The sequence below is a fragment of the Gemmatimonas sp. genome (assembly GCF_031426495.1).
Classification (GTDB): domain Bacteria; phylum Gemmatimonadota; class Gemmatimonadetes; order Gemmatimonadales; family Gemmatimonadaceae; genus Gemmatimonas.
Genome location: NZ_JANPLK010000003.1, coordinates 14667 through 36593, shown reverse-complemented (window position 1 = coordinate 36593; position 21927 = coordinate 14667). Strand labels below are relative to the sequence as shown.

At 65.9% G+C, this 21927-nt stretch carries 21 protein-coding genes; 15 read left to right on the top strand and 6 right to left on the bottom strand.

Annotated elements, in window-relative coordinates; genetic code table 11:
- The first annotated feature begins 3 nt into the window (after positions 1–3).
- The 7 genes from RMP10_RS01925 to RMP10_RS01895 all read left to right on the top strand — a co-directional run bounded on the left by RMP10_RS01925 (position 4) and on the right by RMP10_RS01895 (position 5005).
- Entirely contained in the window at positions 4–1158 is a 1155-nt protein-coding gene (locus RMP10_RS01925) for an ArgE/DapE family deacylase (protein WP_310568797.1), read from the top strand.
- 95 nt (positions 1159–1253) lie between these two features.
- Positions 1254–1469: a hypothetical protein gene (locus tag RMP10_RS01920; protein WP_310568796.1), complete on the top strand. Its 216-nt coding sequence runs from the start codon at positions 1254–1256 to the stop codon at positions 1467–1469.
- Positions 1466–2104 carry a ribonuclease H gene (locus tag RMP10_RS01915; RefSeq protein WP_310568795.1) on the top strand — a complete coding sequence of 213 codons (639 nt, stop codon included), beginning with the start codon at positions 1466–1468 and terminating at the stop codon, positions 2102–2104. The genes RMP10_RS01920 and RMP10_RS01915 overlap by 4 nt, the downstream gene beginning before the upstream one ends.
- 34 nt (positions 2105–2138) lie before the next feature.
- Positions 2139–2324: a hypothetical protein gene (locus tag RMP10_RS01910; protein ID WP_309670549.1), complete on the top strand. Its 186-nt coding sequence runs from the start codon at positions 2139–2141 to the stop codon at positions 2322–2324.
- Between the two features lie 5 nt (positions 2325–2329).
- The gene (locus RMP10_RS01905) at positions 2330–2947 is read left to right on the top strand and encodes a zinc ribbon domain-containing protein (RefSeq protein WP_310568794.1); all 618 of its coding nucleotides are present in this window, start codon (positions 2330–2332) and stop codon (positions 2945–2947) included.
- Between the two features lie 51 nt (positions 2948–2998).
- A complete protein-coding gene (locus tag RMP10_RS01900) occupies positions 2999–4156 on the top strand; it encodes a hypothetical protein (protein ID WP_310568793.1) in 1158 nt (385 codons plus the stop codon).
- 33 nt (positions 4157–4189) lie between these two features.
- The gene (locus RMP10_RS01895) at positions 4190–5005 is read left to right on the top strand and encodes a hypothetical protein (RefSeq protein WP_310568792.1); all 816 of its coding nucleotides are present in this window, start codon (positions 4190–4192) and stop codon (positions 5003–5005) included.
- Here RMP10_RS01895 and RMP10_RS01890 read toward each other — a convergent pair.
- On the bottom strand, positions 4992–6059 hold the full coding sequence (locus tag RMP10_RS01890) for a phytoene/squalene synthase family protein (RefSeq protein ID WP_310568791.1): 1068 nt from the start codon (positions 6057–6059) through the stop codon (positions 4992–4994). The genes RMP10_RS01895 and RMP10_RS01890 overlap by 14 nt on opposite strands.
- Before the next feature lie 126 nt (positions 6060–6185).
- On the opposite strand from RMP10_RS01890, the gene RMP10_RS01885 reads away from it, so the two are divergent.
- From RMP10_RS01885 to RMP10_RS01865, 5 genes are all read left to right on the top strand, one after another.
- Positions 6186–7823 carry an FAD-binding oxidoreductase gene (locus RMP10_RS01885; RefSeq protein ID WP_310568790.1) on the top strand — a complete coding sequence of 546 codons (1638 nt, stop codon included), beginning with the start codon at positions 6186–6188 and terminating at the stop codon, positions 7821–7823.
- Positions 7824–8006: 183 nt separating this feature from the next.
- Entirely contained in the window at positions 8007–8495 is a 489-nt protein-coding gene (locus tag RMP10_RS01880) for a GspH/FimT family pseudopilin (protein WP_310568789.1), read from the top strand.
- Positions 8492–8890: a prepilin-type N-terminal cleavage/methylation domain-containing protein gene (locus RMP10_RS01875; RefSeq protein WP_310568788.1), complete on the top strand. Its 399-nt coding sequence runs from the start codon at positions 8492–8494 to the stop codon at positions 8888–8890. Before RMP10_RS01880 ends, RMP10_RS01875 begins: the two co-directional genes overlap by 4 nt.
- Positions 8887–9804, top strand: coding sequence for a type II secretion system protein (locus RMP10_RS01870; RefSeq protein WP_310568787.1), 918 nt, complete (start codon positions 8887–8889; stop codon positions 9802–9804). The genes RMP10_RS01875 and RMP10_RS01870 overlap by 4 nt, the downstream gene beginning before the upstream one ends.
- Positions 9801–10940, top strand: a complete 1140-nt coding sequence (locus RMP10_RS01865; protein WP_310568786.1) for a hypothetical protein — start codon at positions 9801–9803, stop codon at positions 10938–10940. Before RMP10_RS01870 ends, RMP10_RS01865 begins: the two co-directional genes overlap by 4 nt.
- Before the next feature lie 54 nt (positions 10941–10994).
- On the opposite strand, the gene RMP10_RS01860 is transcribed toward RMP10_RS01865, so the two are convergent.
- The gene (locus RMP10_RS01860) at positions 10995–11483 is read right to left on the bottom strand and encodes a MarR family transcriptional regulator (RefSeq protein WP_310568785.1); all 489 of its coding nucleotides are present in this window, start codon (positions 11481–11483) and stop codon (positions 10995–10997) included.
- Positions 11484–11594: 111 nt separating this feature from the next.
- On the opposite strand from RMP10_RS01860, the gene thyX reads away from it, so the two are divergent.
- Entirely contained in the window at positions 11595–12362 is a 768-nt protein-coding gene (thyX, locus tag RMP10_RS01855; RefSeq protein ID WP_309670560.1) for an FAD-dependent thymidylate synthase, read from the top strand.
- A 65-nt stretch (positions 12363–12427) separates the two neighbouring features.
- On the opposite strand, the gene RMP10_RS01850 is transcribed toward thyX, so the two are convergent.
- From RMP10_RS01850 to RMP10_RS01840, 3 genes are all read right to left on the bottom strand, one after another.
- Entirely contained in the window at positions 12428–14551 is a 2124-nt protein-coding gene (locus RMP10_RS01850) for an elongation factor G (protein WP_310568784.1), read from the bottom strand.
- Between the two features lie 359 nt (positions 14552–14910).
- On the bottom strand, positions 14911–15468 hold the full coding sequence (locus tag RMP10_RS01845) for a hypothetical protein (RefSeq protein WP_310568783.1): 558 nt from the start codon (positions 15466–15468) through the stop codon (positions 14911–14913).
- 114 nt (positions 15469–15582) lie between these two features.
- The gene (locus tag RMP10_RS01840) at positions 15583–16062 is read right to left on the bottom strand and encodes a hypothetical protein (protein ID WP_310568782.1); all 480 of its coding nucleotides are present in this window, start codon (positions 16060–16062) and stop codon (positions 15583–15585) included.
- Positions 16063–16176: 114 nt separating this feature from the next.
- Here RMP10_RS01840 and RMP10_RS01835 point away from each other — a divergent pair, with 114 nt between their 5' ends.
- Together RMP10_RS01835 and RMP10_RS01830 are read left to right on the top strand one after the other, a co-directional pair.
- Positions 16177–18099 (top strand): DUF1800 domain-containing protein, encoded by a 1923-nt coding sequence (locus RMP10_RS01835; RefSeq protein WP_310568781.1) that lies wholly within the window; start codon positions 16177–16179, stop codon positions 18097–18099.
- 14 nt (positions 18100–18113) lie between these two features.
- The gene (locus tag RMP10_RS01830; protein ID WP_310568780.1) at positions 18114–19421 is read left to right on the top strand and encodes a DUF1501 domain-containing protein; all 1308 of its coding nucleotides are present in this window, start codon (positions 18114–18116) and stop codon (positions 19419–19421) included.
- A gap of 9 nt (positions 19422–19430) precedes the next feature.
- Here RMP10_RS01830 and RMP10_RS01825 read toward each other — a convergent pair whose 3' ends face one another.
- Positions 19431–21797, bottom strand: coding sequence for a PBP1A family penicillin-binding protein (locus tag RMP10_RS01825; protein WP_310568779.1), 2367 nt, complete (start codon positions 21795–21797; stop codon positions 19431–19433).
- Positions 21798–21927: the final 130 nt, after the last annotated feature.

Sequence of the window (21927 nt, the reverse complement as noted above, 5' to 3'; positions counted from 1 at the left end):
CTCGTGACGTACCGATATCCGCTCGATCCCGTCGCGCTGACCGCATCGCTGGTCGCGATCGATTCGCGCAATCCGTCGCTCGTGCCTGATGGGCCGGGTGAGCTGGCGTGCGCGACGCATCTGGCGGCCGTGTTGAATGCGTGGGGCTTCGCGGTGTCGCTGCAGGAGATTGCGCCCGGCCGCGCCAACGTGATCGCCCGCATCGGCCCCACCGGACGCACACCGCTCGTGTTGAACGGCCATCTCGACGTCGTCGGGGTCGACAGCATGTCGCATGCGCCTTTCGCGCCCGAGGTGCGGGACGGCCACATGTTCGGGCGCGGCTCCACCGACATGAAAGGTGGTATCGCGGCGATGTGCGTGGCGGCCGCCCGCGCGGCGGCGCGAGGGTCGCTGGCCAGCGAGATCGTCATCACGGCCGTGTGCGACGAAGAGTACGAATCGATCGGCACCCGCGCGCTGTTGGCGCAGGGACTTCGCGCTACCGGTGCGATCATCACCGAGCCCACGCGCCTGGCGATCGCGCCGGCACACAAGGGATTCGCGTGGATCGAGGTGGTGCTGCACGGGCACGCGGCGCACGGTAGTCGATATGACGTGGGCGTCGATGCGAACCGTCACGCCGGGCTGCTGCTGGCCGCGCTCGATCGCTACGAACACGACGTGCTCACCACCCGCGTGCATCCCCTGCTCGGCCGCGCCTCATTGCACGCCTCGTCGATCGTGGGCGGCACCGGGTGGTCGACGTACGCCGAGCGCTGCACGCTGCACATCGAACGCCGCACGCTTCCCGGTGAAAGCGCGGAGCAGGCGCTGGCCGATGTTCGCGCTCGGTGCGATGAACTGGCGGCCTCGCGGCCGGGCTTTCAGGCCGATGTGTCACTGGTGTGTGCACAGCCCCCGCTTGATCTCGCGCTCGATGCCCCGTTGATCGCGTCGATGCGCGCCGCGTGTATCGCGGGCGGAGTCGAGCCGACCATAGCCGGTTTGTCGTGCTGGACCGATGCCGCCTTGTTCGCCGAGGCGGGGATCCCCGCGCTGTGCTTCGGGCCCGGCGACATCGCTCGTGCGCACTCGGCCACCGAGTGGGTGGAGATTGCCGACCTCGAGCGGGCTGCGGACATACTGGAAGCGGTCTGCGCGGGGTGGGGTCGGTAGGGGGTTTGGGCTGTGGACTGTGGGCTGACGACTCGTTTTCGCCCATAGCGCATCGCCCACAGCCCATAGCCCCTCTCGCTACCTTGCAGCGAACTATGCATCTCTCCGTTCTCCAGTACGACCGCCTCGAGCGCGCCATCACCGATGGCACGCGGCTGCAGCTCTACCGCCGCGGTACCGAGTTCCTCGTGATCCCCGAGCGACTCCGCCTGCACAACGGGCGTGAGCTGATCGTCGCTCGTCATCCGAGTACGGGTAGCCTGCTGGAGATCTTCCTCGATGAACTGGACGGCATGGAGATCGTGAAGTGAGCGCGAAGTATCCGTTGGTCGCGGTCTTTGCCGATGAGTCGTGTCTCGGCAACGGGAAGAGTGGCGACACGCCCGGCGGACTCGGCGCGTTGATCGAATTCCGAAAAGCCGACGGCACCGTTCAGCGCTTTGATCTGTGGGCGTCGGAGCCGGATACGACCAACAACCGGATGGCCTTGCGCTCGGTGATCGACAGCTATGAGGCGATGTCGCGGAAGGGAAACGCACTCTCGGTCCTGTTCACGACCGACTCCCGCTACATCGTGGACGGGATGACGTCGTGGGTGCGGGGCTGGATGGCGCGGGGCTGGAAGCGGGCGCAGGGGCCCGTGGAGAACGTGGAGCTGTGGCAGGCGGCGGTCGAAGCCGTGGCCATGCACGAGACCCAGTGGGCCTGGGTGAAGGGGCATGCCGGTCACCCGCAGAATGAGTATGCCAATCACCTCGCGACCCGGGCCGCGGCGGTGCAGGATCGCTCGGATGGCCTGGTGGTCTCGTCGTTCGAGGAGTGGTGGGCCGCGCAGCCGGTCCGGGCTAACACCAAGCGGGCCCCGCTGTCACCTTTTCCGGAGCCGGACGCCTTTGCGGCCGCCCCCGCGTTACCCGGGGCCAAGACTGCGCGTCGGATGACGTAAGGACTCCGGCGCACGAGTGCCGGTCCAACTCCGGATGCTCATGTTCAAGTATCTATTCATCCTCGCGATCGGCGTCGCCATCGGCTACGGCTACGGCTGGAAGGACGCGCAAGAGAACGAAAAGAACGTCGCCGAGCGAGTCGTAGATCGCATCGGTGGCGAGACGCGTGAGCGGATGGGAAACGACGTGGATAAGCGTATGGCAACCGAAGGGAAGTGAGCGTCGTGTCGCGTTCGCTGGACGATCTCGATCGCCTCGCCTTCCGTCTCTCGCGCACGGTCCGAACGCAGTACCCGCATCTCCTGACGCAGGGCTTCACGCTGACTGATCTCGAGGAACGGCTCCTGCCCTTCCGGGAGGCGCGCCGTGAAATGGCTGACGGTGGCGCCGACGCTTTTGAGCGAACGGTACTCCGCCTCATCGCCGGCGAGCGCGGCTATCTCCAGACCGAGTCGGGACTGCAGGCGGCGTGTACGCAGGCGCTCGCTTCACCGTCTCCGTCGATGTCGTTGGTGCGCGCGTGGGCGACGACCTCCCTCACCTTGGCCCAGCAGGCCGCTTCGGTCGGTACGGAGCGGATGGCAACCCCGCCCGCGACCGATATCAGCGACCGGTCGGGTGAGACCAAGCCGGAGACAAAACCCTGCGGCTGTCGCTTCTGTGGAAACCGTCTGCCGGAGAACCGGCGCCTGACGTTCTGCCCGCATTGCGGCATGGACCTGACCAAGCGGCAGTGTCCTGCGTGCAGCACCGAGCTCGACGTCAACTGGCGCTTCTGCGTGACATGCGGTCGCAGCGCCGATCTGCCGGATATCGTGCTCCCAATCCGTAAAGCCAGCTAGTTCCGCGTGACCCGCTGAATCCTGTCGATGACGTGAGGTGTATACTCGTGTATGCCTCACGTTTTGTCTGTCCGGTCGTTCGTTCGCCACACGCTGTTCGCCGCATCGACGGTTGGCCTGTGCGCCTCGTGCGCGTCGGCGATACCGGTGGGAACACCGGCCCGTCCGATCGGCACGCCCCCGTCCAGTGCATCGCCGTCGGTGCAGCCGTCGTCGCAGCCAGCGCTGCGCTGGCCCGTGCGCACGGCCGAACACATCGACCTGTGGCTGCATGCGTTCGCGTTGATCAGTGAAGACACGTCGCGCGTACGGCTGTATCGCAACGGGTACCGCGATTCACTGGTCGTGGTGAAGAACCAGCGCAATGTGCTCACGAGCCTCGACGCCAATCGCGCGACACTCGCGAAACGATTGCCACTGACCGGCGGGTATCTGCAGGCGCAATTTCTCCCGTTCGAGTTCTCGAACTGGGACGCCATGAAGTATGCGATCGAACGGTTCCTGCAGTTCGAGGGCGATCCGCGTCGTGCTCCCGATCGAGAAACGCAGGCGCGTGTGGCGCTCATCGCGTCGATGTTTCCGACCGCGGCCGATCGCGAGTGGCTCCGGCTGTTCCTGGCCGGTGTGCTCGATGAACAGGACCGATTCTTCAACGCCGAACACTCGCGCGTGATCCGGACGCGGGCGGCGGTGATCACGTCGGTGGACAGTTTGTGGCAGCAGGTCTATCGCACGAAGTTCGAGCGCTTTCTGAACAACACGTCGCAACGGCAGGGGGATTTGCTGTTGTCACTGCCGATCGGCGGCGAAGGGCGCACCGCCAGCGGCCCGAACCGGCAGACGATGGTGGCCGTCCCCTTCCCCGCGCGCAGTGACGATGCGGTGCAAGTGTTGTACGTGCTCGCGCACGAGATCACCGGCTCACTGGTGGGCACGGTGGTCACCGACAACACGACACCGGCGGAACAACGCGCCGGCACGGCCGACCGCTATGTGTCGATGGGACAGGTACAGGCCGGCGCGATGCTGCTGGCCGCTATCGCGCCGGAGCTGCGCGACGGCTATGTGCGCTATTACGTGGAACAGGCCAATATTCGTAGTTCAGGTATGACGGCGTACAACGCACTCTTCGACTACGGCTTCGCCCTGCCGCCGGCTATTCGCGAGGCACTTCAGCGGCAGATCGACATCATCTTGAGCGGCATCTAGTGCCGACGACCGCGCTTCACCCGTCACCAATCCATGGCTGATATCCCGCGCACCGCGCTCGAGCGCGTGCTGGCCCGCGCCAGCGAACTGCAGACGACCACTTCCGAGGGCGTGGAAAGTGTGTCGGAGGAGCGCCTGCTCGACATCGCCAAGGAGGTCGGGCTCGATCTGGCGCACGTGCGTCAGGCGATCGCCGAGGAACGGGCGCGCTTGCCCATGTCGGAAACCGAGTCGGGACCATTGCTCGATAGTCTTGGACCGGCGTCGCTGGGCGCACAGCGTACGGTGCCCGGCACGCCCGACGACATCTTGCGCCGTCTCGATTCGTGGATGCCGCGCATGGAGTCGCTCTCTACGCGTCGTCGCATCGGTGACCGGCAGAGCTGGGAGCCGCGTCGTGATCCGTTCGGTAACTTTCTCCGCTCATTCGGCGTGGGCGGTCGACGCTTCGATCTCGTTCGGGTGGATCAAGTGACGGCCAGTGTCACGGCGATCGACGGCGTGCGAAGCGTGGTCCGCCTCGATGCCGATATCGCCGGCATGCGCCGCATGCAGCGCAATCAGGCCGTGGCGCTGGTCATCGCCCTCGGCATGCTGTACGCCATCATCGCGGTACCGGTGCTCTTTCTGGTCAGCACCGGCGCCGGCACCGGGATTCTCGCCGGGCTTACCGCCTTCGTAGGGGGCGGCGGATTCCTGGGCTGGCGCGCGCTGCGTCGCGCCTACCGCAATGCCGTCGACCGCATGCATTTGCGCATCGAACAGCTCCTCGACGAGTTGGAGCAGGATCGCATGAAGGAGCCGCCGAACCTGCTACAGAAGGTCGTGACGCAGATTACGGCGCGGTAACCAGCTCCAGCACGAACGCGCGTCGGCGCACCCGCTCGACCAGCCAGCGCACGCCCATGTTGCTCATGACGAGCATCGAGCCGGTCATCAGCAACGACTTCACTTCGCGACGCGAGATCTTGACCGACCCACCCGGCTTGAGCATGGCCGTACTCTGCACGAGATCACGCAACGTGGCGTAGGCCAGCAGCAGCGGCAGAATGCAGAACAGGCGAATCGAAATGGCGCGGCGCGGGATGAGCAGGAGGTACATGCGCGCTTCTTCGAGGTCGTGCCAGGCCAACTGAATCAGCTGGGTCAGCGCTTCCCGGTTCTTCGCGAGGAGTTCGGGCGCCAGAATACTGCTCTGCGAGCTGCCGTGCGCACGCAGCAGCTCCTCGGGCACGTACACGGAATTCTCCTTCTCGGCATCGACCGCAACGTCCTTCAGGATATTCACGGTTTGCAGCGCCTCGGCGAAGGCGCGGCAGCGCTCGCGCAGAATGGCGTAGCGTTTGGTGCCGATGCTCGACGAGTGTTCGTGCCACAGGTCGGTGAGCATGTAGCCTACCGTGCCCGCCACGTAGTAGCAGTACTCCTTGTACTCCTCGACGGTCTGAATGCGGATGCCGTCGGGATAGAGCAGCACGAACTTGCGCATGCCGATCGTCATCTCGCCGACCCACTTCTGCACCACGCCGCGCGTTTTTGGCGGCAGCCCCGAGAAGTGCGCAAACACGAGGTCGGCGTTGAGCGTAAGCGACAGATGCGCTTCGTCGCCCACGAGCGGCTTTACACCCTGCAGAAACCGCTCGAGCGCCGCGGCATCGTTGAACGCCGCGAGGAAGTCGTCGAATAGCGCCGCCTTCACCTGCGGATCGACCGCCGGCGCGTCTTCGACGGTATCGGCAATGCGGCACAACAGATACGCATCGAGCACCGCCTGACCGAGCGCACCCGGCAGGACTTTGATGCCGAGCGCAAACGTGCGCGACACTGCCGGCAGGATGGCCTCGCAGAAGCGGGCGGCATCGCGCTGGGACAGGGCGGCAGAGACAGCGATCGGCAGGGTCATGTCGTGCAAGATACGATGCGCGGCACAGCCGTGCGTCACCAAGTCTGGACGGAGGGGTAATAGAATGAACAGTCCGGGCCCGAAAGGGCCTTGCCGCGGCGGTCGTGGGGACACGAGGTTCCAAGGGTGATCGAGTCTCCTCCCGACTTCCGTGGTGTATTCCGCACCGACCTGCTCGCCCGGGCCATGTACGCCGAGGGTGCCGGAATCGCGCGGTGCATACCGGCGGGTGTGGCCGTTCCTGCCGACGCCGACGACGTGCCTGCGCTGGTGCGCTGGAGCAAACGTGAGGGCATCGCGCTGATGCCGCGCGGTTCGGGGAGCGGTATGGCCGCCGGCGCGGTGGGTCCTGGCGTGATCGTCGACCTGAGCCGCCTGCGGCAGGTAGGCCCGGTCGACGTGGACGGTCGCCTGATCCGTGTGGGCGCCGGAGCGACGCGGGGCGAGATCGATGATGCGGCGCGCCGCGAAGGGCTGCGCTTTCCGGTGGATCCGTCGAGCGGGGCGTTCTGCACGATCGGCGGTATGGTGGGCGCCAACGCGGCGGGAGCGCGCACGCTCAAGTTCGGCGCCACCCGGCCGTGGGTGCATGGCGTGCGATGCGTGTTCGATGACGGCACCGATGTGTGGGTGCGACGCGGTGCGCCGTGGCCGATCGGCGTACCCGCCGTGCGGCGCATCTCCGATGCGTTGTCGCAGATCAGCGCGCAACTCGGCAGCGAGATCCCGGCGTATGCACTGACGCACGTCGGCGTTCGTAAGGAGTCGTCGGGGTACGCCATCGCCGATACGTTGCGCGCCGATGGGCATCTGGTGGATCTGCTGGTCGGCAGCGAGGGCACGCTCGCGCTCTTCACCGAAGTGGAGCTCTCGCTCATTCCGGTGGCGGGGGCAACGGCGACGATTCTGGCGATCTTCGACTCGTTGGAGGCGGCCACCGCCTGCGCCGTCGAGGCCCGCAGTGATGGTGCGACCGCCTGCGAGCTCCTCGATCGCACCTTTCTCGACGTGGCCGCTTCTGATGGCCCGACGGGGATTCCGTCGCACGCCGAGGCCGTGCTGCTCATGGAAGTTGAAGGGGAGTCGGCGGGGGAGGCGTTGCAGGCGATGACGCATCTGGGCGCGCGCGCCACACGACATGGTGCGAGTGAGGTGCATACGGCGGTCGATGCCGCCAATGAGCATCGGTTGTGGGCGCTGCGTCACGCGGCGAGTCCGATTCTCTCACGGCTCGCGCCGCGACTGCGATCGATGCAGTTCATCGAAGACGGCTGCGTGCCGCTCGATCGGTTCCCCGACTATGTGCGCGGCGTGCGCCGGGCGCTCGATCATTTCGAGATGCCTGGCGTGATCTTCGGTCACGCCGGTGATGCCCACGCCCATGTGAATCCGCTAGTGGACGTGACGCGCAGCGGATGGCGGGATCGCGTGCACGGCATTCTCGATCGCGTCTGCGAACTCACGGCGGTGCTCGGTGGCACCCTGTCTGGCGAGCACGGCGACGGTCGCTTGCGGGCGCCGCTGATGGACCGCGTCTGGGGGCTCGAGGCGCGGGCGGCGTTCGCGCACGTGAAGGACGCGGCGGATCCGTCCGGTGTACTGAACCCGGGATGCAAGATCGCGCGCGAGGGCGACCAGGCGATCACCGTGTTACGGCACGATCCGGAGGCGCCGCCTCTTCCCGCCGTCGCGCGTGCGGCGCTCGACGACATCGAGCGGACCCGAAGCTGGAATCGCTTCCGATTGGACGGATTGGAAGGCTAGTCCCGGCCAGCATTGAGACGGAATGCGGGATGGATCTCCTTTCCAGCACCCGGATTGTGATAGTACGACTCGTTACGGGCAATGAGGGCGGAAGTCGGCCAAAGGCCCCTGGTAAAACGGCAAACATTGGGACGAAACGAGAGTACGGTTCTGGTCGTCTCCTGCCGACACTTGTCTTTACCTGTGCTTCATACATCATCGTCTGCTCATCATCGCGGGTTCACGCTCGCCGAAGTCCTCATGGTCGTCGCGATCATGGGGACCTTGTTCGTGATCACCGTGCCGAAGATCACCGAGCTGAAGGCCCGGACGGCGCTACGCGCGAGCCACGAGACGCTGGAGTCGACGTTTGCCACCGCGCGCGCCGTCGCCATGCAGAAAGGCAAGCGTTCCACACTCACACTGAGCGGTAACACCGTTGGCGTGACCGTGTTGAGCGGTTTGACGAATACGGTGACTCAGGTGATCCGACCGCTCCTCTTCAGTTCGACCTTCGGCACGACCATCACCGCGATTGGCGCGGCGCCGACCTCGATTGCCTTTGATGCGCGCGGTCTGGTGACCCCGGTGAGCGCGACGATTGCGAAGTATAGGATCACGCTCGGCTCCTATGCCGACACCGTCTGCGTGAGTGGCGCCGGCGTGGTATTGCGACGCGGGTGCCGACTGTGAGGAAGCACGTCTCGCGTAAGCGCATCTCGCGTAAGCGCATCTCGCGTAAGCGGCGCGGCTCGTCGATCATCGAGGTGCTCATCGCGTTCGTGCTGCTCATGGTGGCGATCGGCGGGCTACTGTCGACGTCGAACGCCGTGGCGAAGCAGATGGGCGGCGGCCGTCGTCAGTCGATCGCGGCGGCCGTGGCGCAGTCGCGTCTGGATTCGCTCGCCAGCCTGTCATGCACCAATCTGTCGCAGCCGGGCGTGGCGTCAGCCAGCCGCACCACACGCGGCATTCAGGAGTCGTGGGTCGTCACGCAAGGCGTGAACACGGCGGTGGTGGTGGTCACGGTGACGATTCCGCGACAGACGAAGCCCTTGACCTATACGACGATCGTGCCCTGCCGATGATGCATCCAACTCGCCCGCGCCGACGCGGATTCACGCTCATCGAACTACTGATCACGATGACGATCCTGGGGCTGCTCGGCACCATGGTGACGGCCGTGATGGTGGGCCAACAGCGCTTCTTCCAGCGCACGACGCAGCAAATGGACGTGCGTCGCGAACTGCGGACGGCGGTGAACATGATGTCCACCGAACTGCGCGGCGTGTCGTCAGCGGCCAGCGACATCATCGCCTTCGATCGCATGTCGATCACGTTCCGTGCCGTGCTTGGCGCGTCGGTGGTCTGCGCGACGCCGTCGCGCACCCAGCTGGATCTCGTGCCGACGACGACCACACGGATGCAGCTGTCCAACTTCGCGAGCGATCCGTCGATTGGTGATACGGTGGTGGTGTTGCGCAACGATTCATCCGGGGTCGCCGGTGAATACTGGTCGGCGCACCGGATCACCAGCGTGTCGAGTAGCACGACGACCTGCGCCCCCTCTCCGTACGTGGATGCCGCGCTCGATGCCGGGAAGTCGCGCCTACGGCTTGGCGTAACGCCGAACCTGCCCGACTCTGTCGTGGCGGGAGCGCCGCTGCGGCTGTTGCGCACCACGCGATACGCACTGGCCACACAGACATCGGGGGCGTGGTATCTGGGCCGCTCGGAGTACGCCGGAGGCGCATGGACGGCGGTGGTTCCGGTTGCCGGACCGTTTCAGGCGGCGAGTGCGGCGGGCACCGGCGGTCTTGGTCTCGCGATGTATGACAGCGTCGGCGTTGCCGTGACGGCGATCGCGTCGAGTCACCGCATTGCCCGTATCGATGTCGTGGCGCGCGCCTCCGGTGAACGCAGTTCGGGCGTTGTCGGAACGAGCTCCACTGCTGTTTCCGATTCACTCCTTGTAAGCATCGCCCTCCGGAACCGCCGATGACGACGATGACTGTTTCGTATCCTCCACGGCGTGTCGTTCGCGCGCGCCGCGGCAGTGCCCTCATGTTCGTGATCATCGCCATGGTGCTGCTCGCGGTGCTGTCACTCAGCGCGGTCATGGGGACGATGCATGAGTTCAAGGCGGGGCGGAACATGCTCTCGCAGCAGCGGGCGCTGACGATCGCCGAGTACGGCTTGAATGGCCAGCTGGCCAACTGGACGGCCGCGCGGAATGCGCTCCCCGTCGGCGGCATCGACTCGAGCAACGTCGTCGTCACCATTGGTGACACGGCGAAGGTCGCGGTGATGCGACTCAACGCGGCGACGTTCGTCATCAGTTCACTTGGGCGCTCGAGCGTCGGCAACGGACAACTCGAATCGCAGCGTCAGGTGTCGATGTTGGTGCGCATGGCGAGCCCATCGCTGAGGCCGGGGAGCGTGTTGACCGCGCTCGGGAACGTGGATGTGCAAGGCTCTCCCAATGTCACGGGTCGCAACACGACGCCGCCCGGATGGTCCGGCTGCGCGAGCGCCAGCGATACGTTTGCGATCAGCTACAAGCCTGGCACTTTGCTCGCGATTCAGAAGCCGTCAACGCAGGCGGTAGGCGGCACGAACGTCGATGTCGGCTTGAGCGACGCCAACGCCCTGACCCTCTTTGGCACAGAGAGCTGGGCCTCGATGGTCGCGCGGGCCAATATCCGGATATCCGGCAACGTGAATCCGTCGCCGGTCGGCAGTTTTTCGACGTGCACCTACGGCATGGGCAATTGGGGAGAGCCCAGCCGTGCGGGCGGTGCCGTGGTCGGATGCCAGAACTACTTCCCCATTATCTACTCGGCCGGCAATCTCGATTTGACGAGCGGCCGGGGTCAGGGTCTTCTGATCGTGGACGGTCGCCTGAACATTCGCGGCAACTTCACGTTCGTCGGACTTATTCTTGTCCGCGACGAATTCTGGGGCGAGGGGAACATGGATCTCTACGGCGCCGTCATGTCCCGGAATGTGAATGGCGCCGGCACCCGCCTTCGCGGCAACGCGGGGCTGAGATACTCCGCGTGCGCGATCGAGAAGGCCTTGAGCTCGCAGGCCGTTCCCTCTCGGTCGAAGCATCGTTCGTGGGTGCAGTTCTTCTGATCGAACGTACAGATGGCGCGTAAGTCGCGCCATGATGGCGTTATGGTGTAGACTCTACTCGGGCATTTCCGCGCGAATTGTAGCGAGAATTGACAGCAGGGCGTCGAGTTGTTCCGGCGTCAGCATGGCCATCGCGGTGAGATCAGCGGCGTCGATTTGGGGATCGAGCAAGGCCAGCAGCGCCTCGCCCTGCTCCGTGATCGTGCAGAGCACCTGACGGCGGTCAGGACGGGAGCGATCCCTCGTGACGAGCGACGCCTTCTCCAGCTTGTCGAGCAGGCGGGTCACGGTCGACCCTTCGTCGATCATGCGGTCCCGAATCGCCAACGTGGGGAGCCCTGCATCGCCGGCACCGCGCAGGATGCGGAGCACATTGTACTGGGCGAGGCTGAGGCCATGCGGCTCGACCACCCGCGCAAACCGTCGGCTGACGACCGACGCGGTCCGCATGAGGGCGATCGTCGCCTCCTGCGACCGGGAGCGGAAGGGTCGAGATTGCTGAATCTCTTCCTGCAGCGTGCGGCCAGACGTGCGTTCGGGCATAAGGGACGGCTTGGAGGATCGTGCGGGGCGGCGTATCGCCGCTGACGATATTGGCGATATTACGACATTACCGCTCTGCCGCCAGCGCCTCATTCACCCGATTTCTCCGTTATGCCGCTCTCTGACGCCGCGATTCTCCGCGAGCCCACGATCACCGTGCTCGCTCGTCCCCAGTTCGTCGAGGCCAGCCATCTGCCCGTGCAGTGGATCGGTGAATCCACCGATGGCGAGCGGCTCGCCGAGTTCGCCGGCCGCCTCTGCTACATGAGCCAGCGGAATCCGGCCGGCCGGACCACGCGGGATTACCTCGAGAACATCAAGAAGCAGGGGCACGGCAGCGTGCTCGAACATGCGAGCTACTCGATCCTCTTTGAGGGCGTGAGCCGGTCGCTCACGCACGAGTTGGTGCGCCACCGTGCTGGCTTCGCCTATTCACAGCTGTCGCAGCGCTACGTCGATGAAAGCGACGCGCAGTTCGTGATGCCGCCGGCGATGATCGGCGACGAACCACTCGAGCAGGCGTGGCGTGCGCAGGTCACGAGCGCCGTGGAGAGCTACATCTCACTGGTCGAGTCGCTGATGACGCGGTACGCCTGGGTGGACGACAAGGTGCACCGCCGCAAAATGGCGCGTGAAGCGGCGCGCGGCGTGCTGCCGAACAGCACGGAAACGAAGATCGTGGTCACCGCCAACGCGCGTGCCTGGCGCACGATGCTGGAGCTGCGTTCGAGCGAAGGCGCCGAGCTCGAGATCCGCCGGTTGGCGGTGATGGCGCTCCGCGTGCTCACGCAGGAAGCGCCGGCGTTCTTCAGCGATTTCGAGATTTACGAGGGCGCGGATCGACGGGAAGCGGCGCGGATTTCGTACCACAAGGTGTGATGCCGCAGTGGGCACTGGGTGACGACTTCATCGCCCAGTGCCCCTACACACCACCACTACCAATTTCAGGCCTCGATCGCTTCGCGCTCCTTCGCATACTCCGCGACAATCTTCTGCGTCGCCTCATTCGGCACCTGCTCGTAGCCATTGAAGCGCCGCACGAACTGTCCGTGGCCGTGCGTGAGTGAGAACAGTTGCGTGGCGTAGAGATGCAGCTCCGATTGCGGCACGACCGCGCGCACGACACGGCGGTCGCCGGTGGAGTCGGTGCCGAGAATGTGGCCACGGCGGCCGGAGAGATCGCCGAGCACATCGCCGAGGAAGCGGTCGGGTACCGTGATCTCGAGGAGATCGAGCGGCTCGAGCAGCACCGGTCGACACTTCGGCGCGACCGACTTGAAGGCGAGAATCCCCGCCATTTTGAACGCCATTTCGTTCGAATCCACCGAGTGGGTGGAGCCGTCGTACAGCTCGGCGCGGAAGTCCACGAGCGGGAAGCCACCCAGCACGCCTCGCGCGGCGGCCTCCTGCACACCGCGGTCGACCGCCGGGATGTACTTGGACGGAATCACGCCGCCCACGATGGCATCGTCGAAGAGATAGCCTTCGCCACGCGGCATCGGACTCAGTCGCACCCAGCAATCGCCGAACTGTCCGCGGCCACCTGTTTGCTTCTTGTGTCGCCCTTGGCCTTCAGCCTTCGCGGAGAGCGTTTCGCGAAACGCGATGCGCGGCTTCGACAGGTCGGCCTGCACGCCGAATTTGCGTCGCAGCACGGCCATCGACACATCGAGATGCCGCTCGCCCATGCCGCCGACGATCGTTTCGTGCGTCTCGGGATTGTAATGCACACTGAACGTCGGATCCTCGTCGTGCAGGCGGTGCAGGCCAAGCTGTAGCTTCTCCTCGTCGCCGCGCACGGCGGCGCGCGCCGCGAACTGGACCACCGGCTCGGGGAACTCGATCGTGGCCAGCCGGATCGGATGTTCGCGGGTGGAGAGCGTGTCGTTGGTGTGCGTGTTGCGCAGCTTGGTCACGCAGCCGATGTCACCAGCGTGCAGCATGCCGACTTCGACGCGCTCACGTCCGCAGGGAATCGAGAGGTGTCCCAGCTTCTCGCCCACATCGCGGGTGGCGTTGTAGACCTCTTGGCCGCTCGCCACGCGACCTGAGAGCACCCGGAAGTAGCTCACATCGCCAACGTGTGGCTCGGCCAGCGTCTTGAACACCAGCGCGGCGAACGGGCCGTCGTCCTTCGCATGGAGACGGATGGTCTGATGCCCCTCGGCGCCGGTGAGCGCGTGGATCTCCTCCATCTCGTACGCATTTGGCATGAGCTGCACGAGTTCCGTGAGCAACGCCCGGACACCGATCATGCTGTCCGCCGACGCGCAGAAGAGGGGGAACAGGTCGAGGCGCGCCATGGCGTCCTTCATGCCGTGCAACGCGGTGTCGCGATCGATCTCCGCACCATCGAGATAGCGTTCGAGCAACGCGTCGTCGGTGGCGCTGATGGCCTCAATGAGTTCCTGGCGATAACGTGCGAAGCGATCGGCGCATTCCGCCGGCACATCGGCTTCCACGAATTCGCCCTTGGTGCCGCTGGTGTACATGTACGCGCGCTGCGTGAACAGATTGATCACGCCGCGAAAATTGGCGCCGGCACCGATCGGGATTTCCACCGGCACGACTTTCGAGGAGAGGCGCTCTTTGATCTGGGTGTAGACCCGATCGAAGTCGGCGTGCTCCTTGTCCATCATGGACACGACGAACAACACCGGATCCTGCCTTGCCACGGCGGCGCGGAAGACGCGCTCGGTGCCGACTTCCACACCACTCGCGCCACCGATGACACACAGGGCGCCGTCGGCTGCGGCGATGCCGGCGAGGGCGTCCCCCTGAAAATCGAGGGAGCCCGGGGTATCGATGAAGTTGATCTTGCTGTCCATCCATTCGGCGTAGGCGCAACCGAGAGCGATGGAATACCCCCGTTCGATTTCCTCAGGGAGATGGTCGGTGAGTGCGGTGCCGTCACGCACGGTGCCGTGGCGCTTGCCCGATCCCGCGGCAAAGCAGAGGGCGTCCACGAGGCTGGTTTTCCCACTGCCGCCGTGCCCCACCACGGCGATGTTCCTGATGCCGGCGCTGTCATACTCCCGCATTGTCCCCTCCTGCTCGAATCCGGACATCCTGCGGCCCTCGCGAATCGAGGGTCTTTGGGCGGCACGACGATTGGTCGGTCGCCAAACCAAGCGTGCGTCGCGGGCGGGAGGGTGGCAAGAGAGCTCAACCGGACGGCCAGGTCAGGGAAAGCCCTGCCTCATGCCTGCGAGCGCACGCAACAGCAGGAGACTGCGTTCAAGGGGTCAGCCTTCAGGGGGTCAGCGGGTTCAAGGGGTCAGAGTCGTTGAAAGGGGCGTTCAACGGCGCTGACCCCTTGAACGCCCCTTGAACGCCCCTTGAACCCGTTTCTCGGAAATACAGACGGGCCGCGATCACCTGAGGTGTTCGCGGCCCGTCGTCGTGCGCAGACGAAGTAAGTGTGAACTCAGTCTCCCTCGACTTCGAAAGTGAAGGCGTCAGCTTGCCGGATGGAGTCCAGCCAGCTTTCGACGCCAGCATCATCTTCCAGCGACTGCCCGGCTCCGCCGGACGCGACCGTATTCGTGGACGCGAACGAAAAGCTCAGGGCCCGCTCGGTGCCTTCGGGCCAGTCCGGCATGGCCAGTCCAGCCGCGACGCGACGCAGCGTCGACCCACACGCGCCAAGCAGCTCGGAGGCACGGGCCTCGAGTGTCACCAACGGTATATCCAGATCCTGCGTGACCAACCGACCCGTCGTTCCATCCCGCCACGCCGAATCACCGACCGCACCGCGGTCCGGCCATACGCCTAGATGGCGCACGACTCCGGTGTGTGCTTCCAATCGTTCACTCTCCACGGTGGCCGCGAGGGCCAGCGCCAGAGATTGCGCGTCGGCGACGCCGTACAGCGTGACTACTTCGCGCCGCGAGCGAGTGCCGAAGGGAAGCACGGGAATCGAATTCACGTGCGCAACTACCGGCGAATCGGTCGGACGCGCCTCGAGTCGTACGAGGACGTCCATATTCTGCCTCCTGTGTGCAAAGGGTAGACCTGACAAGGCAACTCGTCGAGCACGTGCGCCGTCCACGGGAATGACTGGCCACCCTGTGATGAGCAACACCACCTTCATCCTGCGCTACTCGTATCCTTCGCCGTTGGCCACCCAGACGGCGCCAAGCAGCGCAACCGCAACTGCACCTCCAATGGCAACCACGCCCGCCGGCGTTCCCGTCACCGCGTAACCGATTCGTAACGTGGACGGCAGCACCCAGAGGGCCAGCGCAGCATACCCCGCGGCGGCGAGAAAAGCGGCTGTTATGCGTGTAACGCCGCGTAACGGAAGCACCAGCAATGCAAGGAGCACGCCCCAGCCCGTCGCGATGATCAGGTGATGCAGATATCCGAGGGCGACCGAGGTCAGCGGCGCGGCCGACGACGCCACACCGAAGCGCTCGAGTAGCCCGCGACCGGCAAGCCGGAAGACCCGCCCGGCTTCGCCCTCGCGCCAGCCGAGGCCGAGCAGAGCGCCGCCGGTGGCGATTGCGGTGAGCGTGCCGGCGGCGAACGCGGCGTCGATGAGTTGCGAGAAGCGGCCGTGCGCGTTGCCGTGAGCCATATTCGAAGAAAGATAAAGGGCGGCGCGGTTAACGATGCCGCGATCCTGCCGTCATAACGGAGGACTTCAGTCGAGGGTTCACGTTTGTCGACTTCCCGCTCGTCTTTCCCCTCTGTGTTGGCCGTGTGTCTGGTCACGCTAGGCTGCGCCACCGCGGCGCCACAGCCCGCCGCTGGCTCCGCCGCGTCGGGCTCCGGCGCGCTTGTCAGCGCCGCGCCAAGTGCGTCACGCGAGCAAACGGCCGATCAGCAGGTGCACCATCTGCTCAACCGCCTTGCCTTTGGCGCCCGACCGGGCGACGTGGAGACGGTCCGCGCCATGGGCGTGGACGCCTGGATCGACCGACAGCTGTATCCCGAGCGCATTCCGGACGCCGCCACCGAGCAATTCGTGGCGCGCTTCACGACCTTGGGTAAGACGGGGGAGCAGTTGCTGGCGGACGCGCCGCCACCTGCCGCCGCCCTGGCCCAACTGCAGCGTCGCGGCGGCACCATGACCGCCGCCGATTCCGCCACGCTGCGTGAACAGGGCCGCCAGTCGTACGCCTTCCTGGGCGAGCTCGCCTCGAGCCGGGTGGCACGGGCGGTGATCAGCGAGCGTCAGCTCAACGAAGTGATGGTCGATTTCTGGGAGAATCACTTCAACGTGTTCGCCGGGAAGGATCGCACGCGCTATTTCCTCCCGGAGTACGACGCCAAGACGATTCGCCCCCACGCACTCGGCACGTTCCGCGACCTGTTGGGCGCGGTGGCGAAGAGCCCCGCCATGCTCTATTACCTCGACAACTGGCAGAGCGTGGCCGACAGCGGCCGCCCCACGTTGCGCCCCGCGCAGCGCTCGTTGAACGCGCGGCAGGCCGCCCGTCGCGCGGCGGCGGTGCAGCAGCGCATCGCGCAGAACCCGCAGCTGCAACAGGTGGTGCAACGTCGGCGCGGCCTGAACGAGAACTACGCGCGTGAATTGATGGAGCTGCACACGCTCGGCGTGGACGGCGGCTACACACAGCAGGACGTGATCGAAGTGGCGCGCGCGCTCACGGGCTGGACGATTGCCCGCGGCGCGCAGGGTGGCGGCTTCGCATTTCGCGGGGAGGTGCACGACGCGAGCGCGAAGACGATCCTCGGCCAGTCGTTCGCCGCCAACAAAGGCGTGGAAGAGGGTGAGGCCGTGCTCGACTTGCTGGCGTCGCATCCGAGCACCGCGAAGTTCATCGCCACGAAACTGGCGCGTCGGTTCGTGAGCGATACGCCGCCGGCGGCATTGGTGGAGCGCGCGACCGCCACCTTCCGTCGCACCAATGGCGACCTTCGCGCCGTCGTGCGCACGATCGTGACGAGCCCGGAGTTCTTCGCGTCGGCGAGCTACCGCGCCAAAGTGAAGTCGCCCTTCGAGCTGGTCGCCAGCACGATGCGGGCAATGAACGCGCAGCCCGATGCCACACCGCGCACGTCGCAGTTGGTGAGCCGACTTGGCCAGCCGATTTTCGGCCACCAAGCGCCCAACGGTTATCCTGAAACGGGCGACGCGTGGATGAACACCGGCGCGATTCTCAATCGCATCAACTTCGGACTGGCGGCCGCGTCCGGTCGCGTGCCGGGTATCACGCTGGCGGCGTGGCCACTGACGGCGGAGCTGGCGAACGCGTCGCGCGACGCCCAAGTGGACGGCGTGATCAAGGGGTTGTTCGGCGGCGCGGCGAGTTCCGACACGCGGCAGGTGCTGCTGACCGGCACCAATCCGTTCCTGCAGCAGCATGGCGGCGCCAACGATTCGCTAGTGGTGGCCGACGACGATGCGGGAATGATGGGTGGCATGGCCAGTGACGAGAAGACGGCAAACGCGCGCAGGCAGGCGGCCAGCGAACGCCGAGCAGCACGGGCGCCCGTGGCACAGCAGCAGCAGGCGGCTGGTCGCGAAGCGGTGCGACCAGCACGCGGCGGCACACTCACACAGTCGATCGGCTCGTTGCCGCCGCTCACGGGATTTGCGCAGATCGTTGGCCTCGCACTCGGGGCTCCTGAATTTCAACGCCGCTGAGCGAGGTTCCGAGCATGTCTGCCTTCAACAGTTCCGTGAATCGCCGGGTGTTTCTCAAGGGTGGTGCGCTGTCGCTGGTGACGCTGGGGCTCTCGCCCAGTTTTCTGAAGCGCACCGCACTCGCGATGGAACTGCCGCGCGCGGTGCGCGGCAAGACGCTGATCGTGCTCTTTCAGCGCGGCGCAGCCGATGCACTCAACGTGCTCGTGCCGTTCGGCGACAAGAACTACTACGCGGCGCGCCCGCAGCTCGCGATCGCGACGCCCGCCCGCGTAGGCGGTTCAGCGAATACGGCGGGGGCGATCGATCTCGATGGATTCTACGGACTACATCCGTCGCTGGCGTCGTTCAAGCCGTTGTGGGATCGCGGGATGCTGTCGCCGATTCATGCCGTGGGCAGTCCGAGTGCCACGCGTTCGCACTTCGACGCGCAGGACTACATGGAAACCGGCACGCCCGATCGTAAGGGCACGACCGACGGTTGGCTCAATCGTTATCTCGCGGTGCAAGGCACGTGTGAGGCGTCGTCGTGCACACCCGGCTCCGCCGCCGCGCCGTTCCGCGCGGTCGCGATGACGGCGCAGACGCCGCGCATTCTGGAAGGCGCGAGCCCGGTCGTCGCAATGAACTCCATCGACGAATTCTCGATCCGTACGAACGGTGGTGAAGCCCAGCGTCGCATCGAAGCGCTGTATCGCACGGGGTCGTCAGACCTCGTGCACGGCAGCGGCAGCGACATGTTCGAGGCCCTCAAGGTGCTGCGCGCCGCCAATCCGCAGCAGTATCGTCCGACGGCGGGCGTGGAGTATCCGCGCTCACAGTTCGGGCAACGGCTCTTGCAGATCGCGCAGCTGATCAAGTCGGGGGTGGGGCTCGAAGTCGCCTTCGCCGACGTGGGCGGTTGGGACACGCACGTGAATCAGGGTGGTGCTCAGGGACAGCTGGCCGGGCGTTTGGGCGACTTCTCCCAGAGTATCGCCGCGCTGGTCGCCGACCTCGGCGACCGCATGGATGACGTGGTGATTCTCACCTGCTCAGAGTTCGGTCGCACGGTGCGACAGAACGGCACCGGCGGCACCGACCACGGACATGCGGGAGCGATGTTCGCGATCGGCGGATCATTGCGGTCGGCCAAGAAGGTGCATGGCCGATGGCCCGGCTTGGCGCCGGAGCAACTCTACGAAGGACGCGACCTCGCCCTCACCACGGACTTCCGGGCGGTGTTCAGCGAGATCGCGTCAAAGCATCTCGGCGCGGCGCAACTGCCGAAAATCTTCCCGGGTTACAGTGGCTTCGAGAAGGAGTGGCTGGGCATTCTGTAACCCGCGTGTTCAGTCGCGCCCGCGGGGCGGGCGCGGCGGCACTGGCGGTTGTGGCATGGCCTGCATCTCACGCCGCACCCGCTCCGCTTCCCGTCGCGCCTCGCGCGCGGCATCACGCTGCACTTTGCGCAGCTCCACCATAATGCGATCGGCGGCCGCGCGCGCTTTGGCGTTTCCGCCCACCGCTTCGAGCACGCCGCTTACCGCCTCGGCGATCTGCGCCGGATCGATCTCCCCCGGCGCGGCGCCAATGCTGTCGTGCCAGTCAGGCGGCTCGGCATCACGCATGGCCAGATACGGATCCTCTTCACACGATCCCTTTGGCGCGCTGCCGCGCACGAAGAACTCGCGACGCGACGGGCCGCACCAATCGCTGGCCAGCTTGCCGGTGCCGATGTCGATCTGTTTCGTCTCGATGCCGGCCGGCGGCACCCACGTGCTGTCGTCTTCCGGGCTGTGCCATCCGTCACGGAGAAAGCGCGCCCACACCGGCGCGGCCAGACGACCGCCCGATGCGTTCCAACCCAGGGGCTGCGGGTCGTCGGCTCCGAACCACACGCTCGCCACGAGGGTGGGCGTGTAGCCCACGAACCAGACATCGGTGCCGTCGTTGGTGGTGCCGGTCTTGCCCGCCACCGGACCACGAATACCGGCGTCACGCACCGGACGACCGGTGCCACGATCGACGACGCCCTGCAACAGTGAGGTGATGAGAAATGCGTCGGTTGCTTCGAGTACCTTGGCGCCCGCCGTGCGCGGATGACTCCAGATCACGCGCCCGAATTGATCTTCGACGCGTTCCACGAGATATGGATTCACGCGCGTACCGCCGTTGCCGAATGGCGCGTAGGCGGCCGTGAGCTCGAGCGGCGTGACCGCACCAGCGCCAAGCGCGAGCGCCGGCACAATGGGCAGCTCACTCACGATACCCTGCGCGTGCGCGAGATCGGCGATGCGCTGCACACTCAGCTTGCTGCTGAGGCGCACGGTGGCCGCGTTGGCGGAACGGGCCAGCGCATCGCGCATGGTGATATGTCCTGCGTACTCATCGCCGTAGTTCGCCGGCGTCCACATGGTACGACCGATGTCGATCTCGACCGGTTCGTCTTCGAGCATGGAGGCGGCGGTGAAGCCTTGACGCAATGCTTCGGCGTACACGAACGGCTTGAACGTGCTGCCAGGCTGCCGCTTGGCACGCAGAGCCCGATTGAAGCCTTTCCGCTCGATGCGACGGCCACCGACCACCGCGCGCACAGCGCCGGTAGTGGGGTCGAGGGCCACTAAGGCGCCTTGTGTACGCGAGCCGACGCCACGCGCGGAAAAGCCGCCGTAGGCGCGCTCCTGATCGATCTGCCACGCACCCGCGGCGATCACGCGCTCGCCGGCGATCTGCGCGCGTCGATCGATCGTGCTCCACACGCGCAGTTGCGCGTCGTTGAGCGCCTTGGGGATCACACCGGCCTTGCGCAGCGAATCGAGCGTGACGCGCACGGCTTCGACGGCCCATGAATCGACCGCGCGGGCCGGTACCCACTCCGCGCGTGCCAGTTTGAGCGGCTTGTTCCGCACGGCCTGAATCGTGGCGCTGTCGGCCACGCCTTCGCGCAGCAGCACATCGAACACCACGGCGCGACGCGCTAGCGCGCGCGACTTGTCGCGGCGCGGCGAATACGACGAGGGCGCCTTGGGCAGACCGGCCAGCATCGCCGCTTCGGTCAGCGAGATGTCCTTGACCGACTTGCCGAACAGATCGCGGCTTGCCCCCTCGACGCCGTACACGCCGTTGCCAAGATAGATGGCGTTGAGGTAGCGCTCGAGAATGTCCTGCTTGGAGAGCGACGCTTCGAGCAGCGTGGCGTAGCGCCACTCGAGCAGCTTGCGGCCGAATGTCCGCTCGGTGGCCCGGTTGCCGAGGAAGACGTTGCGGGCGAGCTGCATTGTGATCGTACTGGCCCCTTCGCGCACGCTGCCGGCCGTGATGTTGGCGACGGTGGCGCGACCGACCCCGTACCAGTCGACCCCGTGATGGGCGTGAAAGCGCCGATCTTCGACGGCGATGAAGGCCGCCTGTACCTGCGCCGGGACGCGGCTGAGCGGAACGTTGGTGCGATTCACGGGTGAGAGCGCACTCACGAACGCGCTGTCGCGCGCCAGCAGTGCACCGCCCTCGGTGGGCTTCCAGGCGCGCAGCTGCGCTGGTGTGGGGCAGCCTTGCCAGCCACACGACCACCACCACGAAGCCGTGGTGAGTGCACCGGCAACGGCAAGCGCCCCGGCATAGAGCAAGGGCTTGAACAGCCGTGTGCGCCACGACACGGCCGGTGTTGCGGCTGGTGTCGCGGCCGACGCCGGCGTGTTGTTAGCTTCAGCCTCCATCACACTCCTCTGCGATCATGGCACGTCAGGAACTTCTTATCCGCTACTGCACCGTCCGCACCACGCCGCGCGTGTCGATCTTCATAAAGACAGCCGGAACAGCTGTCTTGGTTGCTTCCGCCCTGCTTCC

Coding starts and splice junctions, on each gene's coding strand:
- RMP10_RS01860 (WP_310568785.1), bottom strand. CDS start 11,483: ATGCCCGAACGCACGTCTGGCCGCACGCTGCAGGAAGAGATTCAGCAA.
- RMP10_RS01840 (WP_310568782.1), bottom strand. CDS start 16,062: ATGGCTCACGGCAACGCGCACGGCCGCTTCTCGCAACTCATCGACGCC.
- RMP10_RS01895 (WP_310568792.1), top strand. CDS start 4,190: ATGGCTGATATCCCGCGCACCGCGCTCGAGCGCGTGCTGGCCCGCGCC.
- RMP10_RS01845 (WP_310568783.1), bottom strand. CDS start 15,468: ATGGACGTCCTCGTACGACTCGAGGCGCGTCCGACCGATTCGCCGGTA.
- RMP10_RS01900 (WP_310568793.1), top strand. CDS start 2,999: ATGCCTCACGTTTTGTCTGTCCGGTCGTTCGTTCGCCACACGCTGTTC.
- thyX (WP_309670560.1), top strand. CDS start 11,595: ATGCCGCTCTCTGACGCCGCGATTCTCCGCGAGCCCACGATCACCGTG.
- RMP10_RS01890 (WP_310568791.1), bottom strand. CDS start 6,059: ATGACCCTGCCGATCGCTGTCTCTGCCGCCCTGTCCCAGCGCGATGCC.
- RMP10_RS01825 (WP_310568779.1), bottom strand. CDS start 21,797: ATGGAGGCTGAAGCTAACAACACGCCGGCGTCGGCCGCGACACCAGCC.
- RMP10_RS01830 (WP_310568780.1), top strand. CDS start 18,114: ATGTCTGCCTTCAACAGTTCCGTGAATCGCCGGGTGTTTCTCAAGGGT.
- RMP10_RS01910 (WP_309670549.1), top strand. CDS start 2,139: ATGCTCATGTTCAAGTATCTATTCATCCTCGCGATCGGCGTCGCCATC.
- RMP10_RS01920 (WP_310568796.1), top strand. CDS start 1,254: ATGCATCTCTCCGTTCTCCAGTACGACCGCCTCGAGCGCGCCATCACC.
- RMP10_RS01870 (WP_310568787.1), top strand. CDS start 8,887: ATGATGCATCCAACTCGCCCGCGCCGACGCGGATTCACGCTCATCGAA.
- RMP10_RS01865 (WP_310568786.1), top strand. CDS start 9,801: ATGACGACGATGACTGTTTCGTATCCTCCACGGCGTGTCGTTCGCGCG.
- RMP10_RS01850 (WP_310568784.1), bottom strand. CDS start 14,551: ATGTCCGGATTCGAGCAGGAGGGGACAATGCGGGAGTATGACAGCGCC.